Annotated in this window: 19 protein-coding genes and 1 pseudogene; 7 read left to right on the top strand and 13 right to left on the bottom strand. The window is 70.4% G+C overall.

Annotation, left to right across the window (positions count from 1 at the left end):
• Nucleotides 1-25 precede the first annotated feature (25 nt).
• Complete coding sequence (locus ACFC0D_RS12985; RefSeq protein WP_376434168.1) at nucleotides 26-862, bottom strand: endonuclease I family protein; 837 nt, start codon at nucleotides 860-862, stop codon at nucleotides 26-28.
• Nucleotides 863-1,204: 342 nt separating this feature from the next.
• Nucleotides 1,205-1,789, bottom strand: coding sequence for a snapalysin family zinc-dependent metalloprotease (locus tag ACFC0D_RS12980; RefSeq protein ID WP_376434166.1), 585 nt, complete (start codon nucleotides 1,787-1,789; stop codon nucleotides 1,205-1,207).
• Between the two features lie 296 nt (nucleotides 1,790-2,085).
• On the opposite strand from ACFC0D_RS12980, the gene ACFC0D_RS12975 reads away from it, so the two are divergent.
• Together ACFC0D_RS12975 and ACFC0D_RS12970 are read left to right on the top strand one after the other, a co-directional pair.
• Entirely contained in the window at nucleotides 2,086-3,519 is a 1,434-nt protein-coding gene (locus ACFC0D_RS12975; protein WP_376434164.1) for an amidase, read from the top strand.
• A 45-nt stretch (nucleotides 3,520-3,564) separates the two neighbouring features.
• Entirely contained in the window at nucleotides 3,565-4,818 is a 1,254-nt protein-coding gene (locus ACFC0D_RS12970) for a glycosyltransferase (RefSeq protein ID WP_376434162.1), read from the top strand.
• A 312-nt stretch (nucleotides 4,819-5,130) separates the two neighbouring features.
• On the opposite strand, the gene ACFC0D_RS12965 is transcribed toward ACFC0D_RS12970, so the two are convergent.
• Nucleotides 5,131-5,766 carry a TetR/AcrR family transcriptional regulator gene (locus tag ACFC0D_RS12965; protein ID WP_376434160.1) on the bottom strand — a complete coding sequence of 212 codons (636 nt, stop codon included), beginning with the start codon at nucleotides 5,764-5,766 and terminating at the stop codon, nucleotides 5,131-5,133.
• Between the two features lie 139 nt (nucleotides 5,767-5,905).
• On the opposite strand from ACFC0D_RS12965, the gene ACFC0D_RS12960 reads away from it, so the two are divergent.
• The 4 genes and pseudogenes from ACFC0D_RS12960 to ACFC0D_RS12945 all read left to right on the top strand — a co-directional run.
• A complete protein-coding gene (locus ACFC0D_RS12960; RefSeq protein WP_376434158.1) occupies nucleotides 5,906-7,051 on the top strand; it encodes a VOC family protein in 1,146 nt (381 codons plus the stop codon).
• Nucleotides 7,052-7,094: 43 nt separating this feature from the next.
• Nucleotides 7,095-8,048, top strand: a complete 954-nt coding sequence (locus tag ACFC0D_RS12955; RefSeq protein WP_376434156.1) for a fumarylacetoacetate hydrolase family protein — start codon at nucleotides 7,095-7,097, stop codon at nucleotides 8,046-8,048.
• A gap of 7 nt (nucleotides 8,049-8,055) precedes the next feature.
• Nucleotides 8,056-9,744 carry a bifunctional 3-(3-hydroxy-phenyl)propionate/3-hydroxycinnamic acid hydroxylase gene (locus ACFC0D_RS12950; RefSeq protein ID WP_376434154.1) on the top strand — a complete coding sequence of 563 codons (1,689 nt, stop codon included), beginning with the start codon at nucleotides 8,056-8,058 and terminating at the stop codon, nucleotides 9,742-9,744.
• Nucleotides 9,745-10,206: 462 nt separating this feature from the next.
• A pseudogene (locus tag ACFC0D_RS12945) lies at nucleotides 10,207-10,540 on the top strand (IclR family transcriptional regulator C-terminal domain-containing protein); the annotation flags it as partial.
• Between the two features lie 204 nt (nucleotides 10,541-10,744).
• Here the strand turns inward: ACFC0D_RS12945 and ACFC0D_RS12940 are convergent.
• Complete coding sequence (locus ACFC0D_RS12940) at nucleotides 10,745-12,031, bottom strand: DUF2254 domain-containing protein (protein WP_376434152.1); 1,287 nt, start codon at nucleotides 12,029-12,031, stop codon at nucleotides 10,745-10,747.
• Between the two features lie 263 nt (nucleotides 12,032-12,294).
• Here ACFC0D_RS12940 and ACFC0D_RS12935 point away from each other — a divergent pair, with 263 nt between their 5' ends.
• Nucleotides 12,295-14,142 (top strand): glycoside hydrolase family 15 protein, encoded by a 1,848-nt coding sequence (locus tag ACFC0D_RS12935; RefSeq protein WP_376434150.1) that lies wholly within the window; start codon nucleotides 12,295-12,297, stop codon nucleotides 14,140-14,142.
• Nucleotides 14,143-14,166: 24 nt separating this feature from the next.
• Here ACFC0D_RS12935 and ACFC0D_RS12930 read toward each other — a convergent pair whose 3' ends face one another.
• From ACFC0D_RS12930 to ACFC0D_RS12890, 9 genes are all read right to left on the bottom strand, one after another.
• Nucleotides 14,167-15,942, bottom strand: a complete 1,776-nt coding sequence (locus ACFC0D_RS12930; RefSeq protein ID WP_376434148.1) for a cation:proton antiporter — start codon at nucleotides 15,940-15,942, stop codon at nucleotides 14,167-14,169.
• Nucleotides 15,943-15,999: 57 nt separating this feature from the next.
• Nucleotides 16,000-17,058, bottom strand: a complete 1,059-nt coding sequence (locus ACFC0D_RS12925) for a cytochrome d ubiquinol oxidase subunit II (protein WP_376434146.1) — start codon at nucleotides 17,056-17,058, stop codon at nucleotides 16,000-16,002.
• On the bottom strand, nucleotides 17,055-18,533 hold the full coding sequence (locus tag ACFC0D_RS12920; RefSeq protein WP_376434144.1) for a cytochrome ubiquinol oxidase subunit I: 1,479 nt from the start codon (nucleotides 18,531-18,533) through the stop codon (nucleotides 17,055-17,057). Before ACFC0D_RS12920 ends, ACFC0D_RS12925 begins: the two co-directional genes overlap by 4 nt.
• Before the next feature lie 35 nt (nucleotides 18,534-18,568).
• Nucleotides 18,569-19,411: an SDR family oxidoreductase gene (locus tag ACFC0D_RS12915; RefSeq protein ID WP_376434142.1), complete on the bottom strand. Its 843-nt coding sequence runs from the start codon at nucleotides 19,409-19,411 to the stop codon at nucleotides 18,569-18,571.
• A gap of 164 nt (nucleotides 19,412-19,575) precedes the next feature.
• On the bottom strand, nucleotides 19,576-21,180 hold the full coding sequence (locus ACFC0D_RS12910) for a GMC oxidoreductase (RefSeq protein WP_376434270.1): 1,605 nt from the start codon (nucleotides 21,178-21,180) through the stop codon (nucleotides 19,576-19,578).
• 148 nt (nucleotides 21,181-21,328) lie between these two features.
• Nucleotides 21,329-22,246, bottom strand: coding sequence for a cyclase family protein (locus tag ACFC0D_RS12905; protein WP_376434140.1), 918 nt, complete (start codon nucleotides 22,244-22,246; stop codon nucleotides 21,329-21,331).
• 32 nt (nucleotides 22,247-22,278) lie between these two features.
• The gene (locus ACFC0D_RS12900; protein ID WP_376434138.1) at nucleotides 22,279-23,778 is read right to left on the bottom strand and encodes a gluconokinase, GntK/IdnK-type; all 1,500 of its coding nucleotides are present in this window, start codon (nucleotides 23,776-23,778) and stop codon (nucleotides 22,279-22,281) included.
• Between the two features lie 34 nt (nucleotides 23,779-23,812).
• Nucleotides 23,813-24,226, bottom strand: coding sequence for a hypothetical protein (locus tag ACFC0D_RS12895; RefSeq protein ID WP_376434136.1), 414 nt, complete (start codon nucleotides 24,224-24,226; stop codon nucleotides 23,813-23,815).
• A 373-nt stretch (nucleotides 24,227-24,599) separates the two neighbouring features.
• The gene (locus tag ACFC0D_RS12890; protein WP_376434134.1) at nucleotides 24,600-24,938 is read right to left on the bottom strand and encodes a MerR family transcriptional regulator; all 339 of its coding nucleotides are present in this window, start codon (nucleotides 24,936-24,938) and stop codon (nucleotides 24,600-24,602) included.
• Nucleotides 24,939-25,104: the final 166 nt, after the last annotated feature.

The following is a 25,104-nucleotide window of genomic DNA, read 5'->3' as shown; positions in this document are numbered from 1 at the left end:
GCTCCCATGCGCGCGGGAGCCTCCGTCACCTCCAGATGTCGGCCACCCATTCGGGGTGGTCGACGAAGGGGTTCCGGTTCTTCTGGATGCCGAAGATCTTGTCGTTGCGGGACTTCTCGAACGCGTCCGGCGGATCCTGGTCGTTCCATTGCTTGAGGACCGACAGGCGGCCCATCGCGGGCGCGGAGCCGTTGTCGACCTGGTCGTTGGGCTCGAGGTCGGGGAAGCCGTCGCCGCCGTCGTAGCGGACGGCCATGTAGAGGATCATGCGGGCCACATCGCCCTTGACCTCGTCCCGCGGCTCGAACGAGTCACCGTCCGAGAGGCTGCCGGGAGCCTCGTCGACCGGGTCGCCCCCGTTGTCGAAGTCGAGGTTTCCCCTGGTCGAGTTGACGGTGACGTCCTCGGGGCGCAGGTGGTGGATGTCGGTGCCCGGGCCGGTGGCGGTGCCGAAGTCGCCGTGCGACTTGGCCCAGACGTGCTCGCGGTTCCAGTCGTTCGCGTCGCCGCCGTTGGTGTCCTTGGCCTGCGAGCGCCCTGAGTAGAGCAGGACGACGTTCTCCGGGTTCGCCGGGTCCTCGTCGGTGGTCTTCAGCGCGTCCCAGACCTCGTCGTACGAGAGTTTGGTCTGCTCGCCGATGATCGTGTGGAGGGCGTTCTTCAGCTCGGCACCGGTCTTGCCGAGCGCTCCTTCGTAGTACGTGTCGTCCAGCGGCGCGGCCGCCGGAGTGGGCGTGCCGGCGCCGGCAGGCGGGGGCTGGGCGCCGGATGCGTAGGCCGCTGTGGAGGCGGCGATCGCGGCGATCGCGACGATGCTCAGGACGGGGCGCCGCCAAGGGCGCTGCCTGTGGTGAGCGGACATGTGTGGGGGGTGTCCTCTCGCTCGGCGGGCACGGCGCCTCGTTCCGGCGATCGGCAGGCCCCGACGTGGTGCCCGACAGACGGATCACGGTGGGTGGTTCAGGCCGAGCTTGGCATGTCCCGGCCACTGGCGAGTGGACACCGTGCACCCGTCCTGTGGTGACACCGTGGAGAGCGCCGGCTTCGCGCGCGGTGTTCGGCGACCGCTTCCGTCGTATCGATGACCGCTTCCGACGCAGGGGCAAGACCGTTCGGCGGCACGCTGCCCGACGCAGAAGGCCGACTGGCGGCACGGTGCCCGACCGTGAAGCACGGTCGGGCACCCTGCCGTTCGCGGCCTCGGCTACGGGGCGTCCACCAGGATCCGGCCGTCGAGAGGGAGGAGGGCGGCGGCGCCGTTGGCGTACGCGGACTCCACCCGGGCTCGCTCGGTCGCGTTCGGGACCGCGTTCACGCAGCTCGTGCCGGGGCTCGAACCCGACATCAGCTGCGAGCACGGGCCGGGCTTGGTGTCGGGCAGGCCCAGGCTGTGGCCGAGTTCATGGGCGGCTATACGGGTCTTGTCGTATCCCTGGGTCACCGCCTGGCTTCCGAGTTCGACGCGGACCTGCCTGCCCGGGCGGACGGGGCCGAGGGTGGCCTGGGGCCAACCGGTCGTGGCCACGATGACGATCTCGGCGCGCGCGCCGGGCGCGGCCTCGACCAGCTTCACGTTGGTCACGTTCGCGTTCCAGGAAGCGACTCCGGCGGTGATCGCCGCCTCCCAGCCGCCGGCCCGGCTGTCGTCGTAACGAAGTGTCACCACCGCCGAAGCGCTTGCCGTCGACGGCATCGACGTGGGCGCGGCCGCGGCGCTCGCCGCCGTCGCCGTGGCCAGAACGACCGCTGCGGCGGTGGTTCCCGCCTTCAGCCATGTGTAGAGCGGCATTGCTGCTCCTTCACTCGTGGGGGCTCGGAACCACGCGGAACCGAGAGTGCGGGAAGAGCGGCGCTGGTGACTGGTCGACCGGGGTGGTCGGTTGCCGAACCTCCCGGGGCCCTCCGAAGGTATGCCCTCTCACCCCCATCCGTCATGCACCTGTCATGTTTGATTGCTTGTCATATCTCGTGCAGGGCGGCGGGTTTCGATGCCGCGTCGTGGCGGAGTCGCGAACCCCTCGCGTGTTACTTGACAGTAAGGAATGATGGGGGACGACCCATCACACGGCCGGGGCTGAGGTAGCGGTGACGACTTTCGACGAACGAACGACGGTGCACGCCTTCCGGGACGACGCCCTGGGGGAGCACGACGCCGTCGGTCTCGCCTCGGCGATTCGGCGGGGCGAGGTCGGCGCCGCCGAGGTCGCGCGGGACGCCGCGGAGCGGGTGCGGGCGGTGGAGGCGCGGCTCAACGCGGTCCAGGCGCATGTGGACTCCCCGGCGCACGCGGCCGGCGCAGGCGGTGCGGGTGGCGCGGGCGGTGTGTTCGCCGGGGTGCCGACCTTCGTCAAGGACAACACCGACCACCAGGGGCTGCCCACCGGCCACGGCAGCGCGGCCTTCACTCCGCGGGCCGCCCGACAGCACGCGCCGTTCGCCCGGCAGTTCCTGAGCAGCGGCGTCACGGTGCTGGGCAAGACCCGGCTGCCCGAGTTCGGGTTCAGCCCGACCACGGAGTACGAGGGCGCCGAGCCCGTTCGCAACCCTTGGAACACGGGCTACTCGGCAGGCGGTTCGTCCGGCGGCAGCGCCGCGCTCGTGGCGGCCGGGGCGGTCCCGATCGCGCACGCCAACGACGGCGGCGGGTCGATCCGGATCCCCGCCGCCTGCTGCGGACTCGTCGGTCTCAAGCCGACCCGTGGCCGGGTCGTGGCGAACGCCCAGAGCCGTCAACTGCCGCTGGACCTCGTCTCCGACGGTGTCGTGAGCCGCTCGGTGCGGGACACCGCCGCGTTCCTCGCCGCCGCCGAGACCCACTGGCGCAATCCGAAGCTGCCTCCCCTGGGCCTGGTCGAAGGCCCCTCGGGCCGGCGTCTGCGGATCGGGTTCCTGCTCGACTCGCCGAACGGTGTCCAGGCCGACACCGCCACCCGGACGGCCGTCACGGAGACCGTGGCCACGCTCGAACGGCTCGGCCACACCGTGGAGCCGGTCGAGCTGGCCCTCGATCCCCGCTTCACCGAAGACTTCCTCACCTACTGGGGGATGCTGTCGTTCCTCCTCGGCGTCACGGGCCGGACCCTCGGCACGGACTTCGACCGGCGCCGCATGGACGGCCTCAGCCGGGGCCTGCGCGAGGCGTACCTCGAGAACTGGCAGCGCACTCCGGCCGTGCTGCGGAGGCTGAAGCGGACGGTGCGGGCGTACGCGGCGGCCTTCCGGGGTCTCGATCTCATCCTGTCTCCCGTGCTCGCCCACACCACGCCGCCCATCGGCCACCTCAGCCCGACCGTTCCGTACGCGACGCTCATCGAACGGATCCTCGCGTACGTCGCGTTCACGCCGGTCAACAATGTCGTCGGCACACCGTCGATCTCGCTGCCCGCCACGAGCGCCACGGAGGAAGGACTGCCCATCGGCGTCATGTTCTCCGGTCGCCCCGGCGGTGAACGGACGCTGCTGGAGGTCGCGTTCGCCCTGGAGGCGGAGCAGCCCTTCCGGCGTATTCAGGACGTGTGACAGTGCGTCCCCGACAAAGTCCCTTGGGTCTGGCAAGCTGCCCCGGTGCGCGTGTTGATCGTGACGGCGGGAAGCTGGGGCGACGTCGCCCCCTACACGGGACTGGGCGTGCGACTGCGCTCGGCGGGCCATGACGTCGTGCTCGCGACCCACGAGCGTTTCGAGCGGGTGGTGACGGCTCACGGACTCGGCTTCCGGCCGCTGCCGGTCGACCCCCGGGAGGAGTTGGCGTCGGCGAGCGGGCAGGGCCTGGCCAGAGCGGTCGGCGCGCCGGTGGAGATGGCGCGGATCGCGCGCATGGCAGCGGCGTTCATGCCCCGGCTGAGCGCCGGTGTCGCGGACGCCGTACGCCAGGGAGCCGACGTACTTCTGAGCTCCACGGTCACGGAACCCATGTGCTCGGTGCTCGCCGAGGCGCTGCGTCTGCCGAGCGTCGGTCTCCACCTGCAGCCGCTCCAGCCCACCGCGGATTTTCCGCCGATGATGACGGGGCGCCGGTCGTTCGGACCGTACGGCAACCGGCTGGCCACGCACGCACTGTGGGTCGCGACCGACCGGATCTTCGCCCCCGCCGTCGGTGAACTCCGGCGCGAGCTCGGACTGCCGCCCCGGCGGTGGGGCGGCCCGCCGGCCCTGCCGCGCGATCGGACGGTCCTGCACGGTTTCAGCCCCCGGATCGTCCCGCGGCCTGCCGACTGGCCCGAGGGCCACCGGGTCTGCGGCTACTGGTGGCCCGCAACGACGCCCGGCTGGCGCCCCGACCCCCGGCTGGTGGACTTCCTCGACTCCGGCCCGCCGCCGGTCTTCGTCGGCTTCGGCAGCTTCGTCACCGCCGAGGCCGAGCGGCTGAGCGCCCTGCTCGTCGAGGCCCTGCGCCGAGCGAAGGTGCGCGGGATCGTCCAGGCGGGCTGGAGCGGGCTGCACGCCGAGGGCGACGACCTGCTCACCGTCCAGGAGGTCCCGCACGTCTGGCTGTTCCCGAGAACCGCCGCCGTCGTCCACCACGCCGGCGCCGGTACGACCGCGGCCGGTCTGCGCGCCGGAGTTCCGGCCGTGCCGGTGCCGGTGCAGCTCGACCAGCACTTCTGGGCCGCCCGGCTCACCCGCCTCGGCGTCGCTCCGCCCCCACTGCGCTACCAGCGCCTGACGGCAGAGCGCCTCGCGGCCGCGATCACCACCGCGACCCGCGACCCCGGCCTGCGCTTCCGCTCCCGTCTCCTCGCCGAACAACTGGCCCAGGAGGACGGGGCACAGCCCGTACTGGACACCCTGGAGCGCCTTGCCGGGCGGCGGCGGTGACGGCGATTCCCCAGCCGTCCCCGGACGCGGTCGGCGGTCGGCTGCCAGGCCCGGACACGGCCTGACTCTCCGACGTCCCCGGCCCCGCTCTCTCCTGCCTCAGCGGAAGGGGAGTGGGCTCCGTCGCATCGCACTTCCCCCGCCGGCACCCGTGATTCTCTCGGCCGCCCTCGTCGTGGCCTACCTGATCGTTCTCTTCCAGGAGTGAGCGCCGGCCGTCGGCCGTTTCCATCCGGTGCACTTCAGCACGTCGGACGCGGAGGTCTTCCATCGCTTCGGTCCGGTCCGGCGTCTGCAGTCGCCGACCGGGCGTCAGCCGGCTGAGGGAAGCGGGCGGCTGGTGATCTCCCGGGCCTCCCCCGGGGGGACGCCCAGCATGCGCAGCATCATCTCCGCCATGGCGCCGGCGGCTTCGTCGCTGTCGCCGTCGGGTCGGCCGAGTCGAAGTTCGAGCAGGGCGAGCACGCTCCCGCCGAGCGCCGAAAGGGCGATCTCGGGGTCGGCGAAGGTGAAGCGGCCCGAGGCCGAGCCGGTCTTGAGGTCGTTCAGGGCGCGAGGGGACAGACCGCGGTCGGAGTGGATGTGTCCGAGTCCCCGGTGGCGCAGGATCCGCATGATCTCCGGGTGCGTCCCGGCCATGCGGGCGCTGAGTCGCACGCCGAACGCGATCCGCTCGGCGGGGTCGTCGACGCCGTCGAGGAACTCGTCGATCGCCCGGCCGTACTCCTCGAGGGCGTCGATCACCGCCTCGTCGAAGAGGGCGGCCTTCGAGTCGAAGTGGTTGTAGAAGGAGCCGAAGCCCACGTCCGCCCGGTCCGCGATCACCTGGATGCTCACGCTGGTGTCGCCGGACTCGGCCAGGATCTGCCGGGCCGCTCGAACGAGTGCCTGCCGGGTCGTCGCGCGGCGCCGTTCGAACCGGTTGGTGGGTGGGGCTGACATCGGCATGGGCCAAGTGTAACCACGATCCACAGTTCTGATGGATTCCTCAGAAATCTCCCTCGAGCCGTTGACGAGGATGTACTCAGAGATGATGATTTCATCAAACAGCAGGGACCATCCGACCCCGTCGACGACGGAGGGCACCATGCCTGACCCCCGCATCAACACGACCGATGCAAAGACGGCCCACCAGGACCTGCACAGCGAGCGGGGCGCCCTCCGGGGTGAACACCCCGGCCGCTCCCGCAACCCGGTGATCAAGGCGGCCGACCTGGCCTGGCTGGAGTTCGAGAAGCCCGACCTGCACCGGGCCGAGGTGTTCGCTCGTGACTTCGGCTTCGGGATCGCCGCCCGTAACGAGCGGGAACTGTGGCTGCGCGGCACCTTTGCCGGCTCGCCCTGCATGGTGATCCGCCGGGGGCGTGCGTCCCGGTTCATCGGCCCGGCGTTCCGTGCGGCCGAGCGGGCCGACCTGGACCGGCTGGCCCGGGTCACGGGCTCCGTCGTACGGGACGCGAACGTCCCCGGAGGAGGGAAGGCGGTCGACCTGCTCGACCCCTCCGGCTTCCCGGTGCGCGTGGTGCACTGCGGAGAACGGCTGCCGGCGCTGCCCGAGCAGGAGCCCGTCCTGCTCAACTTCGGCACCGAGCCCCGTCGTACGAACGTCACCCAGCGCCCGCCGCGCGAGCCGTCCCGTATTCAGCGCCTGGGCCACGTGGTCCTGGAGACCCGGGTGTTCACCCAGGCCCTGCACTGGTACCTGGACACGCTCGGGATGATCGTGTCCGACTTCCTGTTCCTGGACGGGCAGCGCGACCGTGGCCCCACCATGGCGTTCATCCGCTGCGACCAGGGCGGCCTGGCCGTGGACCACCACACCCTGGCCATGCACCTGGGGCCGGGCACCGGCTATGTGCACTCCGCCTACCAGGTCACCGACCTCGATGCGATCGCCGCCGGAGGGGAGTACCTGGGGGAGCGCGGCTACAAGCGGAGCTGGGGCATCGGCCGGCACATCCAGGGCAGTCAGCTCTTCGACTACTGGCGCGACCCCGATCGATTCATGCTGGAGCACTTCGCCGACGGCGACCTCTTCTCCTGCGACGTCGAACCCGGTTGGGCGCCGATGTCGACAAGTGGCCTCGCCCAGTGGGGGCCGCCGGCCACCCGCGACTTCCTCGGTGCAAGCCCTTCGCCCAAGAGACTCCGCGAGGTCGTCGAAGCCATGCGCGGTGACAACGAGATCGACCCCGCACGTCTGCTGGGCCTGCTGAAGGCCGCCAACTCCTGACCTCTCAAGACATTCGACTTCCGCAACTCACAAAGGCACTGACATGAGCATCAACGTCCTGCGCACCCCCGACGGCTGGTGGGCGGCCCTGCCCCAAGGCCGCGCCGTCCGCGTCGAGACCAAGGCCGGGACCACCGCAGAACTGCTCGCCGACCGCGAGGCCGTGCGCGAGGCCGCCGTCTCCGGCGAGCAGGGCACGCCCGTCGCCGAACTGGTGGTGCTGTCCCCGGTCACCACGCCCTGCCGGGTGGTCGCACAGATGGTCAACTACCGTAGTCACGCCCGCGATTCGGGCTTCACCGGTGACATCCCGCCGGCCTTCTTCCGTAAGGCGTCAGGCTCGGTCAGCGGCCCGGCCGAGCCCATCGTCCGCCCGTCGCACGTGAAGTTCCTCGACTACGAGGTCGAGCTCGGCCTGGTCCTGGGCGCGTCGCTGCCCCTGGGCGCCGTCGTCACGGAGAAGGACCTGCCGACGTACGTCGCCGGGCTCGTCATCACCAACGACGTCAGCGCCCGCGACGTCCAGCTGACCAAGACGCAGTTCTACGAGAGCAAGTCGTACCCGACCTTCACACCCACCGGGCCCCACCTCGCCCTGCTGGAGCCGGACGACTTCGCCCACCTGCTGAACCTGCGGCTGAAGCTGTCCGTCAACGGTGACCTGCGCCAGGACCGCACCCTCGCCGACATGATCGTCCGGCCGGCGGAGGCGCTGACCCTGCTGGCCCGCTTCCAGACCCTCGACGCGGGCGACCTGCTGCTGACCGGCACCCCCGGCGGCACCGCTCTGAAGGCCCCGCCCAAGCCGGTCGAGAAGATCGGCGCGCTCCTCCCGCCCGCCGTGAAGTGGAAGGCGTTCTTCAGGAGCCAGGCCAAGAACCCGCACTACCTCCACGAGGGCGATGTCGTGACGGCGACCATCGCCACGCCGGACGGGCGGATCGACCTCGGCGAACAGCGCACCGCCGTCACCCACGCCGACCAGCACACGGAGTGAGCCGCGCATGAAATCGACCCAGGACGTTCCGGGCGGCGAAGCCCGGGCGGCGTCGGTGGTCATCGTCGGGGCGGGTCCCGTCGGTGTCACCGCCGCGATCCTGCTCGCCCGCCGAGGGGTGCGCAGCATCCTGCTGGAGCGGCACCGGGACGTGTACCCGCTGCCGCGCGCCGTGGCCATGGACGACGAGGTCCGCCGGATCCTCCAGGCCGTGGGCATTCACGAGGAGTTCACCGCCATCGCACGGCCCGCCAACGGCCTCAGGCTGCTGGACGCCGGGCACCGGGTGATGGCCGAGTTCCGGCGGGACGATCCGCACGGCCACCACGGCTTCCCGCAGACCACCCTGTACGACCAGCCCGAACTCGAACGGCTGCTGCGGGACGCCCTGGCTCGCCATCCGGAGTGCGAACTGCGGGGCGGGGCAGAGGTGATCGCCGTCGAGCAGGACGCGCAGGACGCACCGGACGGTGCACCGGGCCGGGTGCGGGTCACGCTGCGCGACGAGGCCACGGACACGGTGGAGCACATGTGGGCGGACGCCGTCCTGGGCTGCGACGGTGCCAACAGTCTCACCCGTGACGAGATCGGCGCCGGGTGGGAGGACCTGAACTTCGAGGAGGCGTGGACGGTCCTCGACGTCCGTACCAGCCTGCCGGTACGGACCTGGGAAGGAGTCGACCAGGTCTGCGACCCCGCCCGACCGGGGACTTTCATGCGCGTCGGCGAGGACCGCTACCGCTGGGAGTTCCGGCTGCGAGACGGCGAGCAGCCGGATCCCGGGCGCCTGCGCGAACTGGTGGCGCCCTGGGTTGACGTCCCGCACGACGGCGCCGGCTTCGAGGTCGTACGGCAGACGCGGTACACCTTCAAGGCGCGCATCGCCGACCGCTGGCGCCGGGGCCGCGTGTTCCTCCTCGGGGACGCCGCGCACCTGACCCCGCCGTTCGTCGGGCAGGGCCTGTGCTCGGGGCTGCGCGATGCCTACAACATCTCCTGGAAGCTTGCCCGCGTGCTGGAGCAGGGCGCGCACGAGCGCCTGCTCGACTCCTACGAGAGTGAGCGCAAGCCCCACGTCCGGCACATGATCCGCCTCGCGGTCGCCATGGGCTGGGCGATGACCGGCGGTCAGGACAAGGCCGCCGCCGTACGCCGTACCGCGCTCGGGGCGGTCTGCCGTATCCCCGGCCTCGCCTCGTACCTCTCCGTCAACGGCCTCGGCCCGGCCCTGGTCCGTGGCGCCCTGGTGCAGCACGGGCGCCTGTCCGGCCGCCGTCTGGCGGGCACGCTGGTGCCCCAGCCGTGGGTGACGACGGACGGCGAGCGCGCCCGCCTCGACGACGTGCTCGGCGACTCCTTCGCGGTCCTGTCGGCCGTGCCGCCCGCGCCTGTCGTCCGGGCCGTCGCCCAGGCTCTCGGCGCACGGATCATTCACCTGTACGCCTCGGGCGTCGTCGACGCCGACCCCGGCGAAACGGTCGTCGTCGACGACGGAACCCTCGCAGCCTGGCTGCGTGCGGGCCGGGCGGACGCGGTCCTCCTGCGCCCCGACCGCGTCGTGATGACCACGGCTCCGGCCGGTGGCGGCGGATTCAGCGGTACGTCCGTGTGGGCTCCCCTGCTGTGCTCGGCCCTTGGCCCCTTCCCCACGCAACGGACCGCCCGCGCACCCCTGTCGGGGAGCGGCACGCCGTGACTCGGCCAGGGCATGTCTTACCGATCATCGGATCGTTGGGTACGGCCGTGCCGTTGACTGACGCACAGTGGGCGTGGCGCGGGGGGTCGTGACACTGCACTCAACGCCAGGCCGGACCGCCGCTGTTGGCGATGTTCATTTCAAACGGAGATCATTAAACCAGGCCCGCACCGGTCGGAGTTCGTCGTACTCACCCGGAGCGAAGGTCGGTTCGGGGCGTTCCTCCGCGTACCGGTCACCGAAGACCCGGGACATGGCCCAGTGCCACCCAGTGCCACGCCTCCGTGGAGGGCGAGCCCCCGGTACGGGGCGTCGGGCGGCTCGTACGGGTAGAACTCCAACGCCTCCGCCCCGGCCTGGGCGGTGGGGGGCGAGTCACGTGCGGTGCGCGTCGGCGTCCCCGGGTGGATGGCGATACCTGTCGATCTAGTCAGCACCGCTTCGATGGGGCAACGTCTGTTCACCGGGGTGGGCAAGGCCCTGCCGGCGTTCTCCGGCGCGGAGCTGACCGAGGAGGTCCTGTCCCGGCCACTGCCCAGCCTCACGCCGCACTCGATCACCGACCCGGCCCGCCTGCGTATGGCCCTGGAGAAGATCCAGGTCTCGGGCCTCGCTTATGAGGAGCAGGAGGCCGCACCGCGTGTGAGCTGCATCGCCGCTCGTCTTCGCCGGAGGCGTCGCGGTGGCCGCCCTGACCGTGGCGGTGCCGCGCTCGCGCTTCCGCCCCGCCCAACTGGCCCCGGCGGTACGGACGGCGGCGCTCGGTCTGTCCCGTGTTCTGCGCGAGGAGCGCTGAGGTCAGCTTTTTGCCCATGGTCGTGCAATTATGGCCGGATCCGGCGCACCGGTCCCTGGCGTGGGCCGAACCGAGGCAGGTGCGGCGTGGGCGGTCCCTGCGAGGGCGGCGGCTGCCCCTCTCCCGACTCGCGCAGGCCGCCACCGCACACCGGCCTCCCCTGATCGACGGCCGGGGCGGCCCGCGCCGTACGTCTGAGCTCCTCTACGAGGGGTGCAGCCCGCCGATGCCCTGGTGGTCGGGCTGTTGCGCGATGGCCCGGCGGGCCGGGTCGGTGAACTCCCGATCGATCGACTCCTGCAACAGGCTGATCTCCGCCCGCACAGCGGCGTGCTGAGAAGGCGGCAGGGCGTCGAGCAAGCCGTTGAGCAACGCTCGGAGCCGTCGGCAGATCTGCACGGACGACTCTCCGTAGTCGCGGATCTCGCAGACGGCGAGCTGAAGGTAGTTCTCCCAGTTCCGCCCCGGTAGCACGAGCCGGGCGTGCCCGTCGCTGTCGGCCAGGACGTAACGACCGGGGAGATTCACGCTGCCGACTCTGTGCAGGTACGACTCGATGTAGTTGAGCACCTGTACCGCGGTCGTAGGGTCGTTCACCGCGGGGGAGAGGGCCCTGATGGCGATGTCGACGAGGACCCTCAGGGCGAAGGCAGGATCCTGTTCGATGGTGCGCTCGGCCCCGAGGGCGACGAGCGAGGTCACCCGCTCCGGGTCCGGATGCGACCTGCCCCCGTGGACCTCGACCAGGACGGTCCCGGGCGGTACGAAGTCCCCGATCAGCCGGGTCACGACGAAGACGCAGTCGTGGCGCGCCGCCTCCGCGATCAGCCCGGCCGCGTTGAACGCCTGGATGGCTCCACCGCGTTCGGTACGCAGGCGCATTACCGGGCCGTCGAACGGCCCGGCTCCTTCGCCGCGTGGCGCCGCGTTCCGGATCGCCACGGTTCCGCCGGCGAAGACGGCCTCTCCCATGCGGGTGACCAGTTCGGCGATGGCCACCGGTCTGAGACTGTGGGTGAACCGGTTGAGGTAGACGAGCAGGAGCACGAGACTGACGGCCACCGCCACGCCGGCCAGGGTGACCCCGAGGTCGGGGACGGAGTCGGTTTCGACGCTGCGCAGCAAGGAGAACGCGAACGCGAACGTCCCGGTGAAGGTCGCCAGTACCGCTTTCTGCAGCCGGTCCCGGTACCACAGGCGCATGTAGCGGGGGGAGAGGGTTCCCGTCGCCTGCTGTACGACGAGTACGCCGATGGTGACGACGAATCCGAGCAGTGCCACCATCGCCCCCACGATGGCGGAGAGAACGCCGCTCGCCGTCGTCGCGGAGTAGTGCCACCCGCTCGGCGGCCAGTCCGTGCTGTCGGCGGTGAGGGCGAGCTCAGCGAGGAGGACGCCGAGGACGAGACCGAGCAACGGCACGATCCACAGGCTTGCCTTGATGTATTGCCGCAGCCTGAATCTGGCCGCCCAGGACGTCAGGATGCCCACGTCACGCCCCCTTCACCCGGAGGGTTCCGTTGTTCATCGAGGCACACGAGACCGCGGGCTCCCTCAGCGGGAGCTCTGTCACCTCACGGTAGAGCGGTTCTCGGAGCCGCGCAGCGGCAGAGCTCCTGTCGACGCCCGATGCGACGTGCTCGCCAGGACGGGACGACACCGTCGGCCTAAGCTGGCCGAATGGCGCCTGGATCACCTCGGGCTCTGCGGGACGGTGCCCGATCGTCGTCTTCCGGGGCCGAAAGGGGCTCACGATGGACGACTACCCCCTGATCGAGAACCACGGCCTCATCGGTGATCTGCAGACCGCGGCCCTCGTGACCACCGATGCGACGATCGACTGGTTCTGCTGTCCCCGCTTCGATTCGCCCAGTGTCTTCGGGGCCCTGCTCGACCGGCGGAACGGTGGCCACTTCACCGTCAGGCCGGCCGCGGGCACCTACACCACCAAGCAGCTGTACCACCCTGACACCGCCGTTCTCGTGACGCGCTTCATGACCGAGGCCGGGGCGGGCGAGGTGGTCGACTTCATGCCGGTGACCGGAACGACGGCGACGGACCGGCACCGTCTGGTCCGCATGCTGCGCTGTGTCCGGGGCAGCATGACCTTCGAAGGGGAGATCGCTCCGCGCTTCGACTACGGCCGCAAGCCGCACGAGATGCACATCACGGAGCACGGGGCCCTGTTCACTTCGGAGGTGATGGACCTCGCCGTCCACGCCGTCCGAGAGCCGCAGGACGACCGGCTGCTGACCGCCCTCTCGGGAGACAAGGACCTCCGTTTCCGTCTGACCCTGCAGGCGGGGCAGCAGCGCGGCATGATCATGGAGTCGTTCCCCGGCGGGCCGCCGCACGAGGTCCGCCTGACGGAGTTCGAGCAGCTCTTCGACGAGACGGTCCGTTTCTGGCGCTCGTGGCTGGGCCAGTCCACCTACTCGGGCCGCTGGCGGGAAGCGGTGGAACGCTCGGCGGTGGCGCTGAAGCTCATGACCTACGCCCCGAGCGGCGCCCTGGTGGCAGCCCCCACGACGGGTCTGCCCGAGCAGTTGGGCGGCGAGCGTAACTGGGACTACCGGTTCACCTGGATCCGTGACGCCTCGTTCTCGGTGTACGCCTTGCTGGGCCTGGGCTTCAGGGGCGAGGCGCGGGCGTTCATCAGCTGGCTGCACGACCGCGTCAAGGAGAAGGCCGGCGAAGGAGACGGCACCGGGCCACTGAACATCATGTATCGCGTCGACGGCTCCTCCGACCTGGTCGAGGAGACCCTGGAGCATTGGGAGGGGTACTGCGGATCCTCCCCGGTCCGCATCGGCAACGGGGCGGCGAGCCAGCTCCAACTGGACATCTACGGTGAGGCGCTCGACAGCATCTACTTCGCGCACCAGCACGGCATGCATCTCGACACCGGGGGCTGGAAAGCGCTGCACACGCTCCTCGACTGGCTGGTCGACCACTGGGACGCCGCCGGAGAAGGACTGTGGGAGACACGTGGCGGCCGGAAGGACTTCACGTACGGCCGCGTGATGTCCTGGGTGGCCTTCGACCGCGCCCTGCGGATCGCCACCGACGACGGCCGACCCGCTGCCGGCGGCCGCTGGGTCGACGCGCGTGACGAGATCTACGCGCAGGTGCTCAGCCGGGGATGGGACCCGAACAAGCAGGCCTTCGTGCAGCATTACGGCGACGACGTGCTCGACTCGTCGTTGCTGCGCATGCCGACGGTCGGGTTCATCACGCCGGACGATCCGATGTGGAAGTCGACGTTGGACGCGATGGAACGTGAGCTGGTCAGCGACAGCCTGGTCTACCGCTACAACCCCGAGGCGTCACCCGACGGACTGCGCGGCTCCGAGGGAACGTTCTCTCTCTGTACGTTCATGTATGTCGACGCCCTGGCACGGGCCGGACGCACCGACATGGCCAGACTGGTGCTGGAGAAGATGCTCACCTACGCCAACCACCTGGGGCTGTTCTCCGAGGAGATCGGCCTGACGGGGCGCCAGCTGGGCAACTTTCCCCAGGCCTTCACCCATCTTGCCCTGATCGACGCGGCGATCACCCTGGACAAAATGCTCGAGGAAACGCGTAGGGGCGGGAAGTAGTCGCACGGAGCCCGTGCGCGACGTTCACTGTCCGGCGGCTGTCGGGACGGAACCGAGGAGGACGACGGTGTCGCCCTCCTGCGGGACGGTCCGCTGCCGCTCGGTGACAGGTTCCAGTCGGTGGTCGGCCCGCACCACGAAGAGAGTGTCGTGCTCCGGCGGCACCGGGGCGGAGGCGGGCTGCACCAGGAACCGGGCGCCCCGCTCGTAGCGCTCCGTCAGGACGTGACGGACGAGGGAACGGCCGAAGAGGATGTCGCCGCCGGTGTAGGGAGCGACCACTCCGTGGCTGTCGTGCGGTGGGCCGACTCGGTAGACAGGCCCTTCGACGTTGTCCTGCATCACGACCGAGGCGAGCGCGTTGAAGTCGTCGTCGTCGGTGGCCAGGAACACGGCCGTCACTCCTTCCAGCCGGGCCCCGGGGTTGATGGCCGTGGCCAGCAAATCGCCTGTGGCCAGGTCGATCCCCGTCTCCTTGATGCGTTCGCGCTGCTCGTCGAGTCCCGCCCACATCAGCACGTCCAGTCCCGCGGACCGCAGGGCCCGTCCCAGGTCGACCACCCACGGCTCCCCGCCCACCAGGAGAATGCGCGTGCCCGCCTGTCTGACGACGCCCAGCCGTCGGGCGACCGGTGCCGCCGTCAGCGAGTAGAGCAGGACGGTTCCCACGATCACCAGAAAGGTGACGGGAAGGATCCTCCCGGCCCCGCTGATCCCCCGGTCGACCAGGCTGGCGGAGAAGGCCGACGCCGTGGCCGCCGCGACGATGCCGCGCGGGTCCATCCATCCGATGAAGGCCCGCTCGCCTCGTGTGAGACCCGAGTGCGTCGTCGAGAGGTAGGCCACGAGCGGCCGCACCACCAGGACGAGGATCGCGATGAGGGCGAGCGAGGGAAGAAGGACCGGTACCAGGGATGCCGGGGTGACGGTGGAGGAGATGGAGATGAAGAGCAGACCGATGATCAGCTGCACGAGGGTCTCGAGGAAGGGGCGCCGAGAGGGCATGTCGAAGCCGCGGATGTTGGCGACGGCCAGTCCCACGACGATCGCGGCGATGAGCCCCGTGTCGTCCCGCACGATGTCGCAGCCCGCCGACACGGCGATCACCGTGGCCAGTTGCGACAGTGTCCCCAGGGTCTCGCCGAGTCTCAGGGTGCGCAGTGTGAACCAGAGGAGTGCTGTTCCCACGGCCCCGCCGACCAGACCGACGGCGAGGCTGATGGCGAACTGGCCGATTTGGTATCCCCGGCCGATGTCTACCTGGTGCGTCGTGGCGATGGCGTGGAAGGTGAGTGCGCCGAGGATGCCGCCGATCGGGTCGGTCAGCGTCCCCTCCCAGATCAGGATGCGCCGCACCTTGTCGGTCGGCCGCACGAAGTCGAGCAGCGGACCCACGACGGTGGGGCCCGAGACGACGAGGATCACGCCGAGCATCGATGCCACCCTGAGGGGCATGTCGAACATCGCGGGTGACACCGAAGCGGTGATCAGAAACGTCAGCAGCACGCCGTACACCAGGAGTCGTCCCACGATGCCCCGGGTGTGGCCCTTGAGCTTGCGCAGGTCGAGCCCCAGACCCGCGTCGTAAAGGATCACCGCGACGGACAGCGATACCAGGGCGGAGAAGGCCGGCCCCATCAACCTGTCCGGATGGATGACATCAGTGATCGCGCCGGCGGCGAACCCGACCGGAAGCAGGATGATCAGCGCAGGGAGGCGCAGCTTGCTCGCCAGGATCTGCGAGCCGGTGGCGAGCACCAGCGTCAGGGCGAGTCCGAGGAGGATCTCGTCGTCGGTCACAGCGGCTTCCTTCGTCGGCGTCCGGGCGCGAGGGGATGTCGAGCGGGGTCCGGGCGGTCAGCCGCCGGGTGGAGCACCCTCACCGTCCGCGCCGCTTCCACTGCGCAGTTCGGCCTCGGTGAGCTCTTCCAGCTCGCCGTGGGTGTCCAGCCAGTAGAGGAGGGCGACGGCAGGCATGACCACCACCAGGGCCACCAGGGTGACGATCGCCAGCCAGGTCAGCGTGGCGGGTGCGCCCGCCGCGTCGGCCACCGTCAGTGACGTGGGGATCAGGTAGGGGCGCTGGGCCATGCCCCAGGCGATGACGGCGCAGGCGACGACCGCCACCGCCGCGACGCGCAGCCACGCGCTCGGCGTCCGTAGGAGCAGCCAGGCCGTCGCGAGTGCGGCCACCCCGGCCAGTACGACGAAGAGCAGCCCCAGGCCGTGCGTGAGTCCCCGCCACACGTGCGGGGAGTCCTCATGGGTGACGAACCCGGTGATCACGGCCAGGACGGTGAGCACGGCGAGAGCACTCAGCGCCCGCAGCCGGAAGTAGCCGACCAGATCGGGGGCATCGAACCGACGGGCGTCCCCGGTGAGGAACACCGCGCCCAGGAGCGCCGTGGTCGCGATGGCGACCAGCCCGAACATCACGGAGGTGGGGTTGGCCCAGGCGTCCGCCGAAGCCTCGGTGCCGCGTGCCGCCCGCCCCGACGCGACCCCGCCTACGGCGGCCCCGAGGAAGAACGGCGTGACGACCGAGGCCACGGCGAACAGGGCACCGTACAGCCGCCGGCCGGCGAGCCGCTGGGTGGGCTTGCGGAACGCGAAGCCGGCGCCGCGCAGGACGAGGCCCATGGCGGCCAGCGCCAGCGGGAGCCACATCGCGGAGAACACGGTCTGGAACAGGACGGGGAAGCCGGTCCACATGATGACGAGGACGAAGATCAGCCAGACGTTGTTGACCTCCCAGACGGGGGCCATGGCATGGTCGATGAGCCATCGGGGCCGCCTGCCGCGTTCCGTGCCCCCGGCGGTCAGATCCCAGAAGCCGGCCCCGTAGTCCGTGCCGCCCCCGCAGGCGTACGCGGCCACGGCGAGGAGCAACACCACGGCGATGAGGTCGGCGGTCATGGGCGGCCGTCCTCGGCACGGGCCGCTCCGCCGCCGGCGGGGGCGTCGCCCGCGGGGAGGGGCTCCCTCGGTCCGTAGGGGGTGTCCGCCTCCGGCGCGTGGACCGCACCTCCCGCGGCCCGTTGCTCGTCGGCGAGCCGCCAGCGCGTACGCATCCTGAGCAGAATGACGAGGAATGAGCCGAAGAGGAACACGTACACCACCATCACCACGGCGAGCATGATCCACAGGGTGGTGGAGCGGGTCGAGGTCACCGCCTCGGCGACCCGCATGTTCTGGTAGACGATCCAGGGCTGGCGTCCCACCTCGGTGGCGATCCAGCCGCACTCGACGGCCACGACGGAGGCGACGCCCGCGCAGGCCGCCGAGCGGTAGAACCACTTCGAGGCGGGAAGCCGGCGGTGCCGCAGCCAGACCAGCCCGTACCAGAGGGCGAGCAGCACCAGTACGGAGCCGATCACGACCATGAGGTCGAAGGCCCAGTGGGCGATGGTCGCCTGAGTGGCCGTGGGGCGCTGGTCCGCCGGAACGGAGGTCAGTCCCACCACCTTGGTGTCCGGACTGAATCCGGCCAGGATGGAGTCGAGCAGGGGGATCTTGATGCCGCCCTTGACGCTCCCGTCCTCCTGCAGACGTCCGAAGAGGTACTCCGGCACCCGGGTGTCGGTCTCCCAGACGATCTCCAACGCGGCGAACTTCACCGGCTGTTTGTGGAACACCGACCGGGCGATGGAGTCGCCCAGGACGAACTGCACCGGAGTGGCCACCGCGGCGATGGTGAACGGAACGGCGAAACCCAGCCGGTGGTAGTGGTCCCGTCGGCCGCGCAGCCACCCCACGGCGTAGACGCCCGACACCACGAACCCCGCGGTGATGATCATCGCCACGACGAAGTGCCAGTACTGCGGCCCGAACATCGGGGTGAAGATCGCCTTCCAGACGTTCACGTCGACCGGGTTGCCCTCGGAGTCCAGGGAGAAGCCCTGTGGTGTGTTCATCCAGGAGTTGGCGGCCAGAATGCCGAACGCGCCGAGGAGCGCGGCGGCCGGGAGGGGCAGCCCGAGCAGGAAGTGCGTACGGGGCTTCAGCCGCCGCCACCCGTACAGATAGATGGCGATGAGGACGGCCTCCAGGAAGAACGCCCAGGCCTCGACGCCGAATCCGATGCCGAAGACATCACCCCACCTGCCCATCAGCCCCGGCCAGAGCAGGCCGAACTCGAAGGAGAGCACCGTGCCGGTGACGATGCCGAGCGCGAACTGCACCGCCATGACCGCCGACCAGCGCCGCGCAAGGAGCAGGGCCGTCTCGTCCTTGCGGCGCAGCCCGCGGTAGTGCATGACCAACGTGATGAAGGGAAAGGCGACGCCCAAGGGGACCAGGATGATGTGGGACGCCAGGGTGAAGGCCATGAGTTCGCGTGCCGGCAGGAGTTGGGCCGGGGCATCTGCCAGCAGATGGAACGAGGTGGACATGCACGCCTTCGCTGTTCGTGACGGTCCGGGAGGGATCAGCCGCCGGTGGCGAAACCCGGGAAGAGGGTCATCCCACCGTCGACGTACAGGGTGGTCCCGACCACGTAGTCCATGAGGTCGGAGGCGAGTGCGACGACGGCGTTGGCGATGTCCTCGGGGTCACCGATCCGGTCGTACGGGATGAGCTTCAGGAGGTCCTCCCGGGCCTCGGGCGTCTCCCAGGCGTCGCGGTTGATCGGCGTCTTGATCGCCCCCGGGGCGACCGCGTTCACCCGGATCTTCTCCGGTGCGAGCTCCTGGGCCAGGGTCTGCATCATCATCTGCACACCGCCCTTGGAGGACGCGTAGTTGACGTGGCCCGCCCAGGGGATGATCTGGTGCACCGAACTCATGCAGACGATCTTCCCGGCGGCGCGGGACACCTCGGGAACCACGCCACGGCGCCGGAACTCCTTGACCGCCTCCCGGGCGCACAGGAACTGACCGGTGAGATTGACGTCGATGACCTTCTGCCACTGGGCGAGGGTCATGTCGGTGAACCGGGCGTCCCGTTGCAGTCCCGCGTTGGCGACCAGGACGTCGATGGTCCCGAACTCCTCGACCATCCGGTCCATCATCGCCGTGACCTGGTCCTCCTTGGACACGTCCGCCTCGATGGCCACCGCGCGCACCCCGAACGAGGCGATCTCCTCGACGACCTTCTCCGCGGACTCGGGGTCCGCGACGTAGTTGACCACCACGTCTGCGCCCGCGCGGCCCAAGCCGATGGCCGTGGCCTTGCCGATGCCCGAATTGGCGCCGGTGACCAGCGCCTTCTGGCCCTGCAGCAGACGTGCGGGGATCACACCCTGCGGTGCTTCCTCCATGGTCGAACCCATGACGCCCTGCCTCCTCGCTGCGTGGCTGCGTCCCACCCGGGCTGTTGCCGGGGCGGGCACGGAGGTCACGCAATCACCGGCCGAGGTGGTCGGCATGCAGGGAGAACGGCCGTTGAGCCGTTGGGCCGAACATCTTCGTCCGATCGGTCCAGCGGGCGCCGGCCTCAGCCCAGCCGCTCCAGAAGGTGGTCACCGACCCGCAGGGCATTGGCGATCGCCGTCAAGGACGGATTGACCGCGCCGATGCTGGGGAAGAAGCTCGTGTCGACGACGTAGAGGTTGTCGAGCTCGTGGGCCTTGCAGTTGACGTCCAGCGCGGAGGTGGCGGGGTCGGTGCCGAAGCGCACGGTGCCCGCCTGGTGCGCGGTCGCACCGATCGGCATGCCCTTGTGCAGATAGATGCTGCGGGACAGCAGGTGGTCCTTGTGCATGCCCAGGTGGCCGAGCATGCCCTGGAGCTTGTGCCGCAGCCGCTTCAGGCCTTCGACGTTGTTCTTCTCGTCGAGAGCCAGGTGGATGCGGCCGTCGCCGTCGAGGGTGACCCGGTTGTCGGCCAGCGGCAGGTCCTCACCGCACAACCAGAAGTCGACGGCATGATGCGCCAGCACCTCGAACGGCATGTCCGGTGCGACCGCGCCGGCCCACCGCGGGGCCTCGCCGTGGATCTGCTCGGCATCCGACTTGCCCAGCATCTGGATGCCGCCCAGCGGGAAATCCCAGTCGTCCGCACCGAGATACCAGTCGTGCAGGGCCAGAGTCTTCTGGAACTGGGTGTCGTTGGGTTCCTTCGACACGGCCATCAGCGCCAGGTTGTTGTGTCGCATGTAGAAGCGCCCGACCACGTCGGAGCCGTTCGCGAGACCGTGGGGATGGTGCTCGTTCGCCGAGGCCAGCAGCAGCGCCGCGGAGTTGACCGCCCCACAGGAGACGACCACCACATCCGCCGTGAACCGGACCTCCGAGCCGTCGGGGAGCCGTCCGACGACCGCACTGACCCGGCGTCCGTTCGCATCGGTCTCCAGGCGGACCACATGCGTGTCCGTGACCATCTCGACGTCGGGGTGCCGCAGGGCCGGCTCGACACAGATCACCTCGGCGTCGGACTTGCCGCGCACCAGACACGGAAACCCGTCCACCCGGTTGCATCGGATGCAGACACTCGAGTGGGTGGCCCGGCCACCGTCCTCCTGGCTGAGATTGACACCGATCGGCAGGTGGAAGGGGTGCAGCCCGCGTTTCTCCAGGTCGTCGCTCAGTTGCTGGATACGCGGCTCGTGCTCCACGGGCGGATGGGCGTACTGCGCGCTCACCGGACCCTCGCCGGGATCCTCGCCGTGCCGTCCGTGCACGAGGTAGAGGTGCTCGGCCTGCGTGTAGTACGGCTCCAGATCCTCGTACCGGATCGGCCAGGCGGGAGAGAGGCCGCCGTGATGGGCGAGCTCGCCGAAGTCCTGGGGCCGCAGCCGGAACAGGGCGGCGCCGTAGAACTTCGTGTTTCCGCCGACGTAGTAATTGACCTCGGGCGGGAATTCGTCGCCGTTCTTGTCCAGCCAGAATTCCGGGGCTCGGTACTTGCCCTTGACGAAGACGGCGGTCGAGTCCCAGTTGTCGCGCTCGCGCGGCAGGTAGCCGCCGCGTTCGACGAGGAGGACCCGTTTGCCGGACGGGGCGAGTCGATGGGCGAGGGTGCCGCCGCCGGCGCCCGTACCGACAATGATGACGTCGTAGTGGGGAGCGTCGCCCACGGCGACCACCGTCCTTGAGCTCATGGCCCTGCCTGGCGTCAGGACCTGTCGCTCCGCGCCACGCAGACCCTGCGTCCCCACCCGGACGGCGGAGACCCTGCGTTTCCCCACCCCGACGAACGTAGCCGCCCTCCTGACAGACGGCGACCCGAGGGCACTGTCTGCACCGGGCTCACAGCACCGCGATCGGGTTCACCGGCGAGCCCGTGGCCCCGGGCAGCCGTAGGGGAGCCACCACACACAGGAAGCTCCAGCGTCCCACCGGCACGCAAACCCGAACCAGGTCCTCGAACTGCAGGTAGTCCATCAGATGGATGCCGAGGGCGTGGATGGCGAGGACATGCACCGGGAAGGCGAGGTCCTCCACGGCGCTGGGCGCGGTGTCGTTGTTGCCGTCCCCGCCCAGGGCCGCCACCTTCCGCTCGGCCAGGAACGCCACGGCGGTCGGGTGGAGGCCGGCCCGAGCCGCCGCCGCGTCCCACGGTCCGAGTTCCGTACGGCGGAGGCGATGCCCCACTCGGACGAACAGCAGGTCCCCCGGCCCGACGCGTACCCCCTGCGCGGCCTCGGCAGCCGTCAGATCGTCCGAGGTCACACTGTCGCCCGGTTCCAGCCAGCGCACGCCACGCAGCCGGGGGATGTCCAGCAGCACGCCCCGACCGACGATGCCGTCGGCCGCCAGGCCCACGGAGAGCGCACGGGCCCCCTCGGCCGTCACACTGCTCGCCGGCACCCCTCCGTACAACTCCCCGTCGAGCACCACGTGACACAGGGCGTCGAGATGGCTGTCCGCGTCCCCGTGCACGTTCATGGCGAAGCGATCGGTGGCGAAGTGCAGCCCGTCCGCGCCCAGTTCGCCCGGGGCCGGTCCGGTCATCCGGTGCCGGGCCGGCTCGGGGTCGTCGGGGCCCGGTACGGTCTCGATCGGAGCGGCCAGCGACACCGTACGTCCGAGGCGGACTTCCGCGGCGGCTGCCACCACACGCTCGGGCGTCGCATGGCGCAGGGCGCCGGGCCGACCGTCCGGGGCCGACCGGGACGCCCCGCGCCGCAGTCGCTCGTAGAGCACGCGGAAGTCCTGCGCGCTCATGCCGGGTACGAGCGGAGGCCGCGGGGTCGGGGTCACGGCGACCCCCACGGGCTGAGACCCCACCGGAGCACGTGTGTCGCGCCCGGCTCCAGGACCGTGAGATCCGTGCCGGTGCGAAACGCGTCCGGCGGACAGGACATGGCCTCGACGGCGACACCGCGGCGCCGCCGTTCCGGTTCGGCCAGTGTGTCGCCCGTGTAGACCTGTACGCACCGGGTGCCGTCGCCGAGCCACAGATCGACGCCCCGCAGCCCGGACGGATGCGCCAGGCGCACCACGGCCCGGCCGCCGGGGGAGCGGTCGAGTCCGGTGAAGGCGGTGTCCAGCCGCAGGCCGCCGATGGGGCGCTCGGTGCGGAAGTCGTACGCGGTGCCGTCGACGGGCTCCTGGCCGATCGGCAGTCCGTGGCCGTCGGTGCGGAGCCGGTACCGGGCGGGAACGGTCAGCAGCGCGCTGTCGACGAGGTCGGTGCCGACCGTCAGATAGGGGTGCTGGCCCACTCCGTAGGGAGCAGGCCCCGTGCCGGAGTTGGTGGCGAAGATCGCGGTCTCGAGCCCTTCGGGCCCCAACCGGTATTCGGCGCAGACTTCCAGGAGGAAGGGATATCCGGGCTGAGGGCAGAGCGTCGTGCCGACTCTGACCGCGTCGTCGGTGCGGGCGAGCAGCGTCCACGGCGTCCAGCGGACCAGCCCATGGATCGCGTTGTTGTTCTCCGGTTCGGTCAGGGGTAGTTGGTGCTCCCGGCCGCCGAAGCGGTAGCGTCCGCCACCCACGCGGTTCGGCCAGGGGGCGAGCAGCTGCCCCCGCCCGCCCGTGACGGCGGACTCGGCGGAGAACCCGTCGAGCAGCGCTCGGCCGTTCACGACGTAGTCGCGCAGCGCTCCGCCCAACTGGGCGACCACGGCGCTCTGTCCGTCACGGGTCAACCGCCACTGTGTGCCCGTGGGACTGGGGGTCATCGAAGGCTCCTCATGGACGGCGGCATGTTCCGTGACGGATCCGGCCGGCAGAGCCCCGGAGGCGGATTCCCGGCGCAAGAGCGAGAGCACCGCCGTGACGATCGCCTCCGGAGTCCGGTCGATCTCCACCACCAGCGGGTGTTCGTCGGGCCCCGGCTCCTGCAGGTCCGCGAGCTGGCTGTCCAAGAGGTCCGCCGGAAAGAAGTGACCGTGCCGGGCGGCCAGTCGGGAGCGAAGGAGATCACGCGATCCGTGCAGGTAGACGAGACGGACTCCGGGGCGCCCCGCCAGCAGCCTGTCCCGGTAGTCGCGCTTGAGAGCGGAGCAGGTCACGACGGCCGGACGACCGGCCGCGATCTCACGGTCCATCCACGCGCCGATGGCTTCGAGCCACGGCGCCCGGTCGCTGTCCGTGAGAGCGTGACCGGCGGCCATCTTGGCGCGGTTGGCCTCGGAGTGGAACTCGTCCGCGTCCCGATACGGCCGGCCGAGTCGGTCCGCGAGGAGCCGTCCGACCGTCGACTTGCCCGACCCGGAGACACCGACGACGAGAACCACGTCCGGCAGCGTCACGGTGCTCGTCCCGCGTGCCATGGCGGCCTGGACGTCAGTCCCTCAGCGGCCGGGGGGCGACGCACAGCGCCCAGATGACGACGGCGTCCAGCGCGATGATCAACAGTGCCCACCACGGCTGGTAGGGAAGCCAGATGAAGTTGGCGATCATGCTGAGGCCCGCGAGCACGATGCCCACGACCCTGGCCCAGGTTGCGCCGGAGAACAGGGCGATGCCGGCCAGCGTGATCACGATGCCCAGGATGAGATGGATCCAGCCCCATCCGGTGAGATCGAACTCGTAGACGTAGTTGCGGGTGGTGAGGAAGACCTCGTCCTCCGCGATGGCCGAGACGCCGGCGAGCAGCGTCATGATGCCGCCGAAGATCATGATCACGGCGGCGAACAGCAGCCAGCCGCTGCCGCGCGTGGTCTCTCCCCGGCCGGGATCGCTCACATGTGTGGTCATGACAGTTCCTCCTGCCGTCCGGCCGACCCGCCGGGCAGGCTTGCTTGCGACGGGTCGGATGCCTCCAATCTGACGCCATGCCTCGCCTGGTGCATGTCGACGGCGCGGTCGTCTCGACGACGGGGGAGCCAGGGCGTCGGCGTGCGTGGAACTCGAAGTGCGCCGCCGGCCCCGCGGTGCTGCAATGGAACCCTGCGACTTCCTGCAGATGCCGCGCCCGGAAGGCGGCGGCCGGCCCGTCAGCAGTTACGCGCCATCGGCGGAGTCGTGGACCGAGGCGGAGGCGACAAGGCCGGCCATGAGGGCATTCCGGCACAGCGGGCCGCCGCCTTCCGGCGGCCGGGCGCCGGCTCAGGACGTGTCGGGCGCCGGCTCAGTCGGACGTGTCGGGGGGTGTGCCCGCGGCGCGGCGGAACTCCTCGTTGAGGCGCTGGGCCTCTTCGAGCTGGTCCTCGAGGATGACGATGCGGCAGGCGGCCTCGACCTGCATGCCCTGGTCGACGAGTTCCCGCGCGCGGGCGGCGATGCGCAGCTGGTAGCGGGAGTAGCGGCGGTGTCCGCCCTCCGAGCGGAGCGGGGTGATCAGGCGGGCCTCGCCGATGGCACGCAGGAAGCCGGGGGTGGTGCCGAGCAGCTCGGCGGCCCTGCCCATCGTGTAGGCGGGGTAGTCGTCGTCGTCCAGTCGGCCACCGAGCGAGTCGTCCGCTGTCATCTGCACCTCTTCTTGGGAACGCGTCGAGGGGCCCGGTGCCGAACGGCACCAGGGCCCCAGAGGAAATTCAACACCATCTGCCGGGCCTGGTGTGTTTCCTGCCCCGCGGGCGGGTGCTCGCGCACGTGGACGCCGCGCACACCGAAGGCCCCGACCGGCACACGCC

The sequence above is a fragment of the Streptomyces sp. NPDC056222 genome, from assembly GCF_042264065.1.
Classification (GTDB): domain Bacteria; phylum Actinomycetota; class Actinomycetes; order Streptomycetales; family Streptomycetaceae; genus Streptomyces.
Note: the sequence above shows the minus strand (reverse complement) of the source record. Positions and strands in the feature narration are given on the sequence as shown.

What these genes read in the sequence shown, in the direction of transcription:
- ACFC0D_RS12895 (WP_376434136.1), bottom strand. Translation starts at nt 24,226, where the DNA reads ATGACCACACATGTGAGCGATCCCGGCCGGGGAGAGACCACGCGCGGC.
- ACFC0D_RS12925 (WP_376434146.1), bottom strand. Translation starts at nt 17,058, where the DNA reads ATGACCGCCGACCTCATCGCCGTGGTGTTGCTCCTCGCCGTGGCCGCG.
- ACFC0D_RS12985 (WP_376434168.1), bottom strand. Translation starts at nt 862, where the DNA reads ATGTCCGCTCACCACAGGCAGCGCCCTTGGCGGCGCCCCGTCCTGAGC.
- ACFC0D_RS12905 (WP_376434140.1), bottom strand. Translation starts at nt 22,246, where the DNA reads ATGAGCGCGCAGGACTTCCGCGTGCTCTACGAGCGACTGCGGCGCGGG.
- ACFC0D_RS12910 (WP_376434270.1), bottom strand. Translation starts at nt 21,180, where the DNA reads ATGAGCTCAAGGACGGTGGTCGCCGTGGGCGACGCTCCCCACTACGAC.
- ACFC0D_RS12950 (WP_376434154.1), top strand. Translation starts at nt 8,056, where the DNA reads ATGAAATCGACCCAGGACGTTCCGGGCGGCGAAGCCCGGGCGGCGTCG.
- ACFC0D_RS12965 (WP_376434160.1), bottom strand. Translation starts at nt 5,766, where the DNA reads ATGCCGATGTCAGCCCCACCCACCAACCGGTTCGAACGGCGCCGCGCG.
- ACFC0D_RS12980 (WP_376434166.1), bottom strand. Translation starts at nt 1,789, where the DNA reads ATGCCGCTCTACACATGGCTGAAGGCGGGAACCACCGCCGCAGCGGTC.
- ACFC0D_RS12935 (WP_376434150.1), top strand. Translation starts at nt 12,295, where the DNA reads ATGGACGACTACCCCCTGATCGAGAACCACGGCCTCATCGGTGATCTG.
- ACFC0D_RS12915 (WP_376434142.1), bottom strand. Translation starts at nt 19,411, where the DNA reads ATGGGTTCGACCATGGAGGAAGCACCGCAGGGTGTGATCCCCGCACGT.
- ACFC0D_RS12890 (WP_376434134.1), bottom strand. Translation starts at nt 24,938, where the DNA reads ATGACAGCGGACGACTCGCTCGGTGGCCGACTGGACGACGACGACTAC.
- ACFC0D_RS12960 (WP_376434158.1), top strand. Translation starts at nt 5,906, where the DNA reads ATGCCTGACCCCCGCATCAACACGACCGATGCAAAGACGGCCCACCAG.
- ACFC0D_RS12920 (WP_376434144.1), bottom strand. Translation starts at nt 18,533, where the DNA reads ATGTCCACCTCGTTCCATCTGCTGGCAGATGCCCCGGCCCAACTCCTG.
- ACFC0D_RS12955 (WP_376434156.1), top strand. Translation starts at nt 7,095, where the DNA reads ATGAGCATCAACGTCCTGCGCACCCCCGACGGCTGGTGGGCGGCCCTG.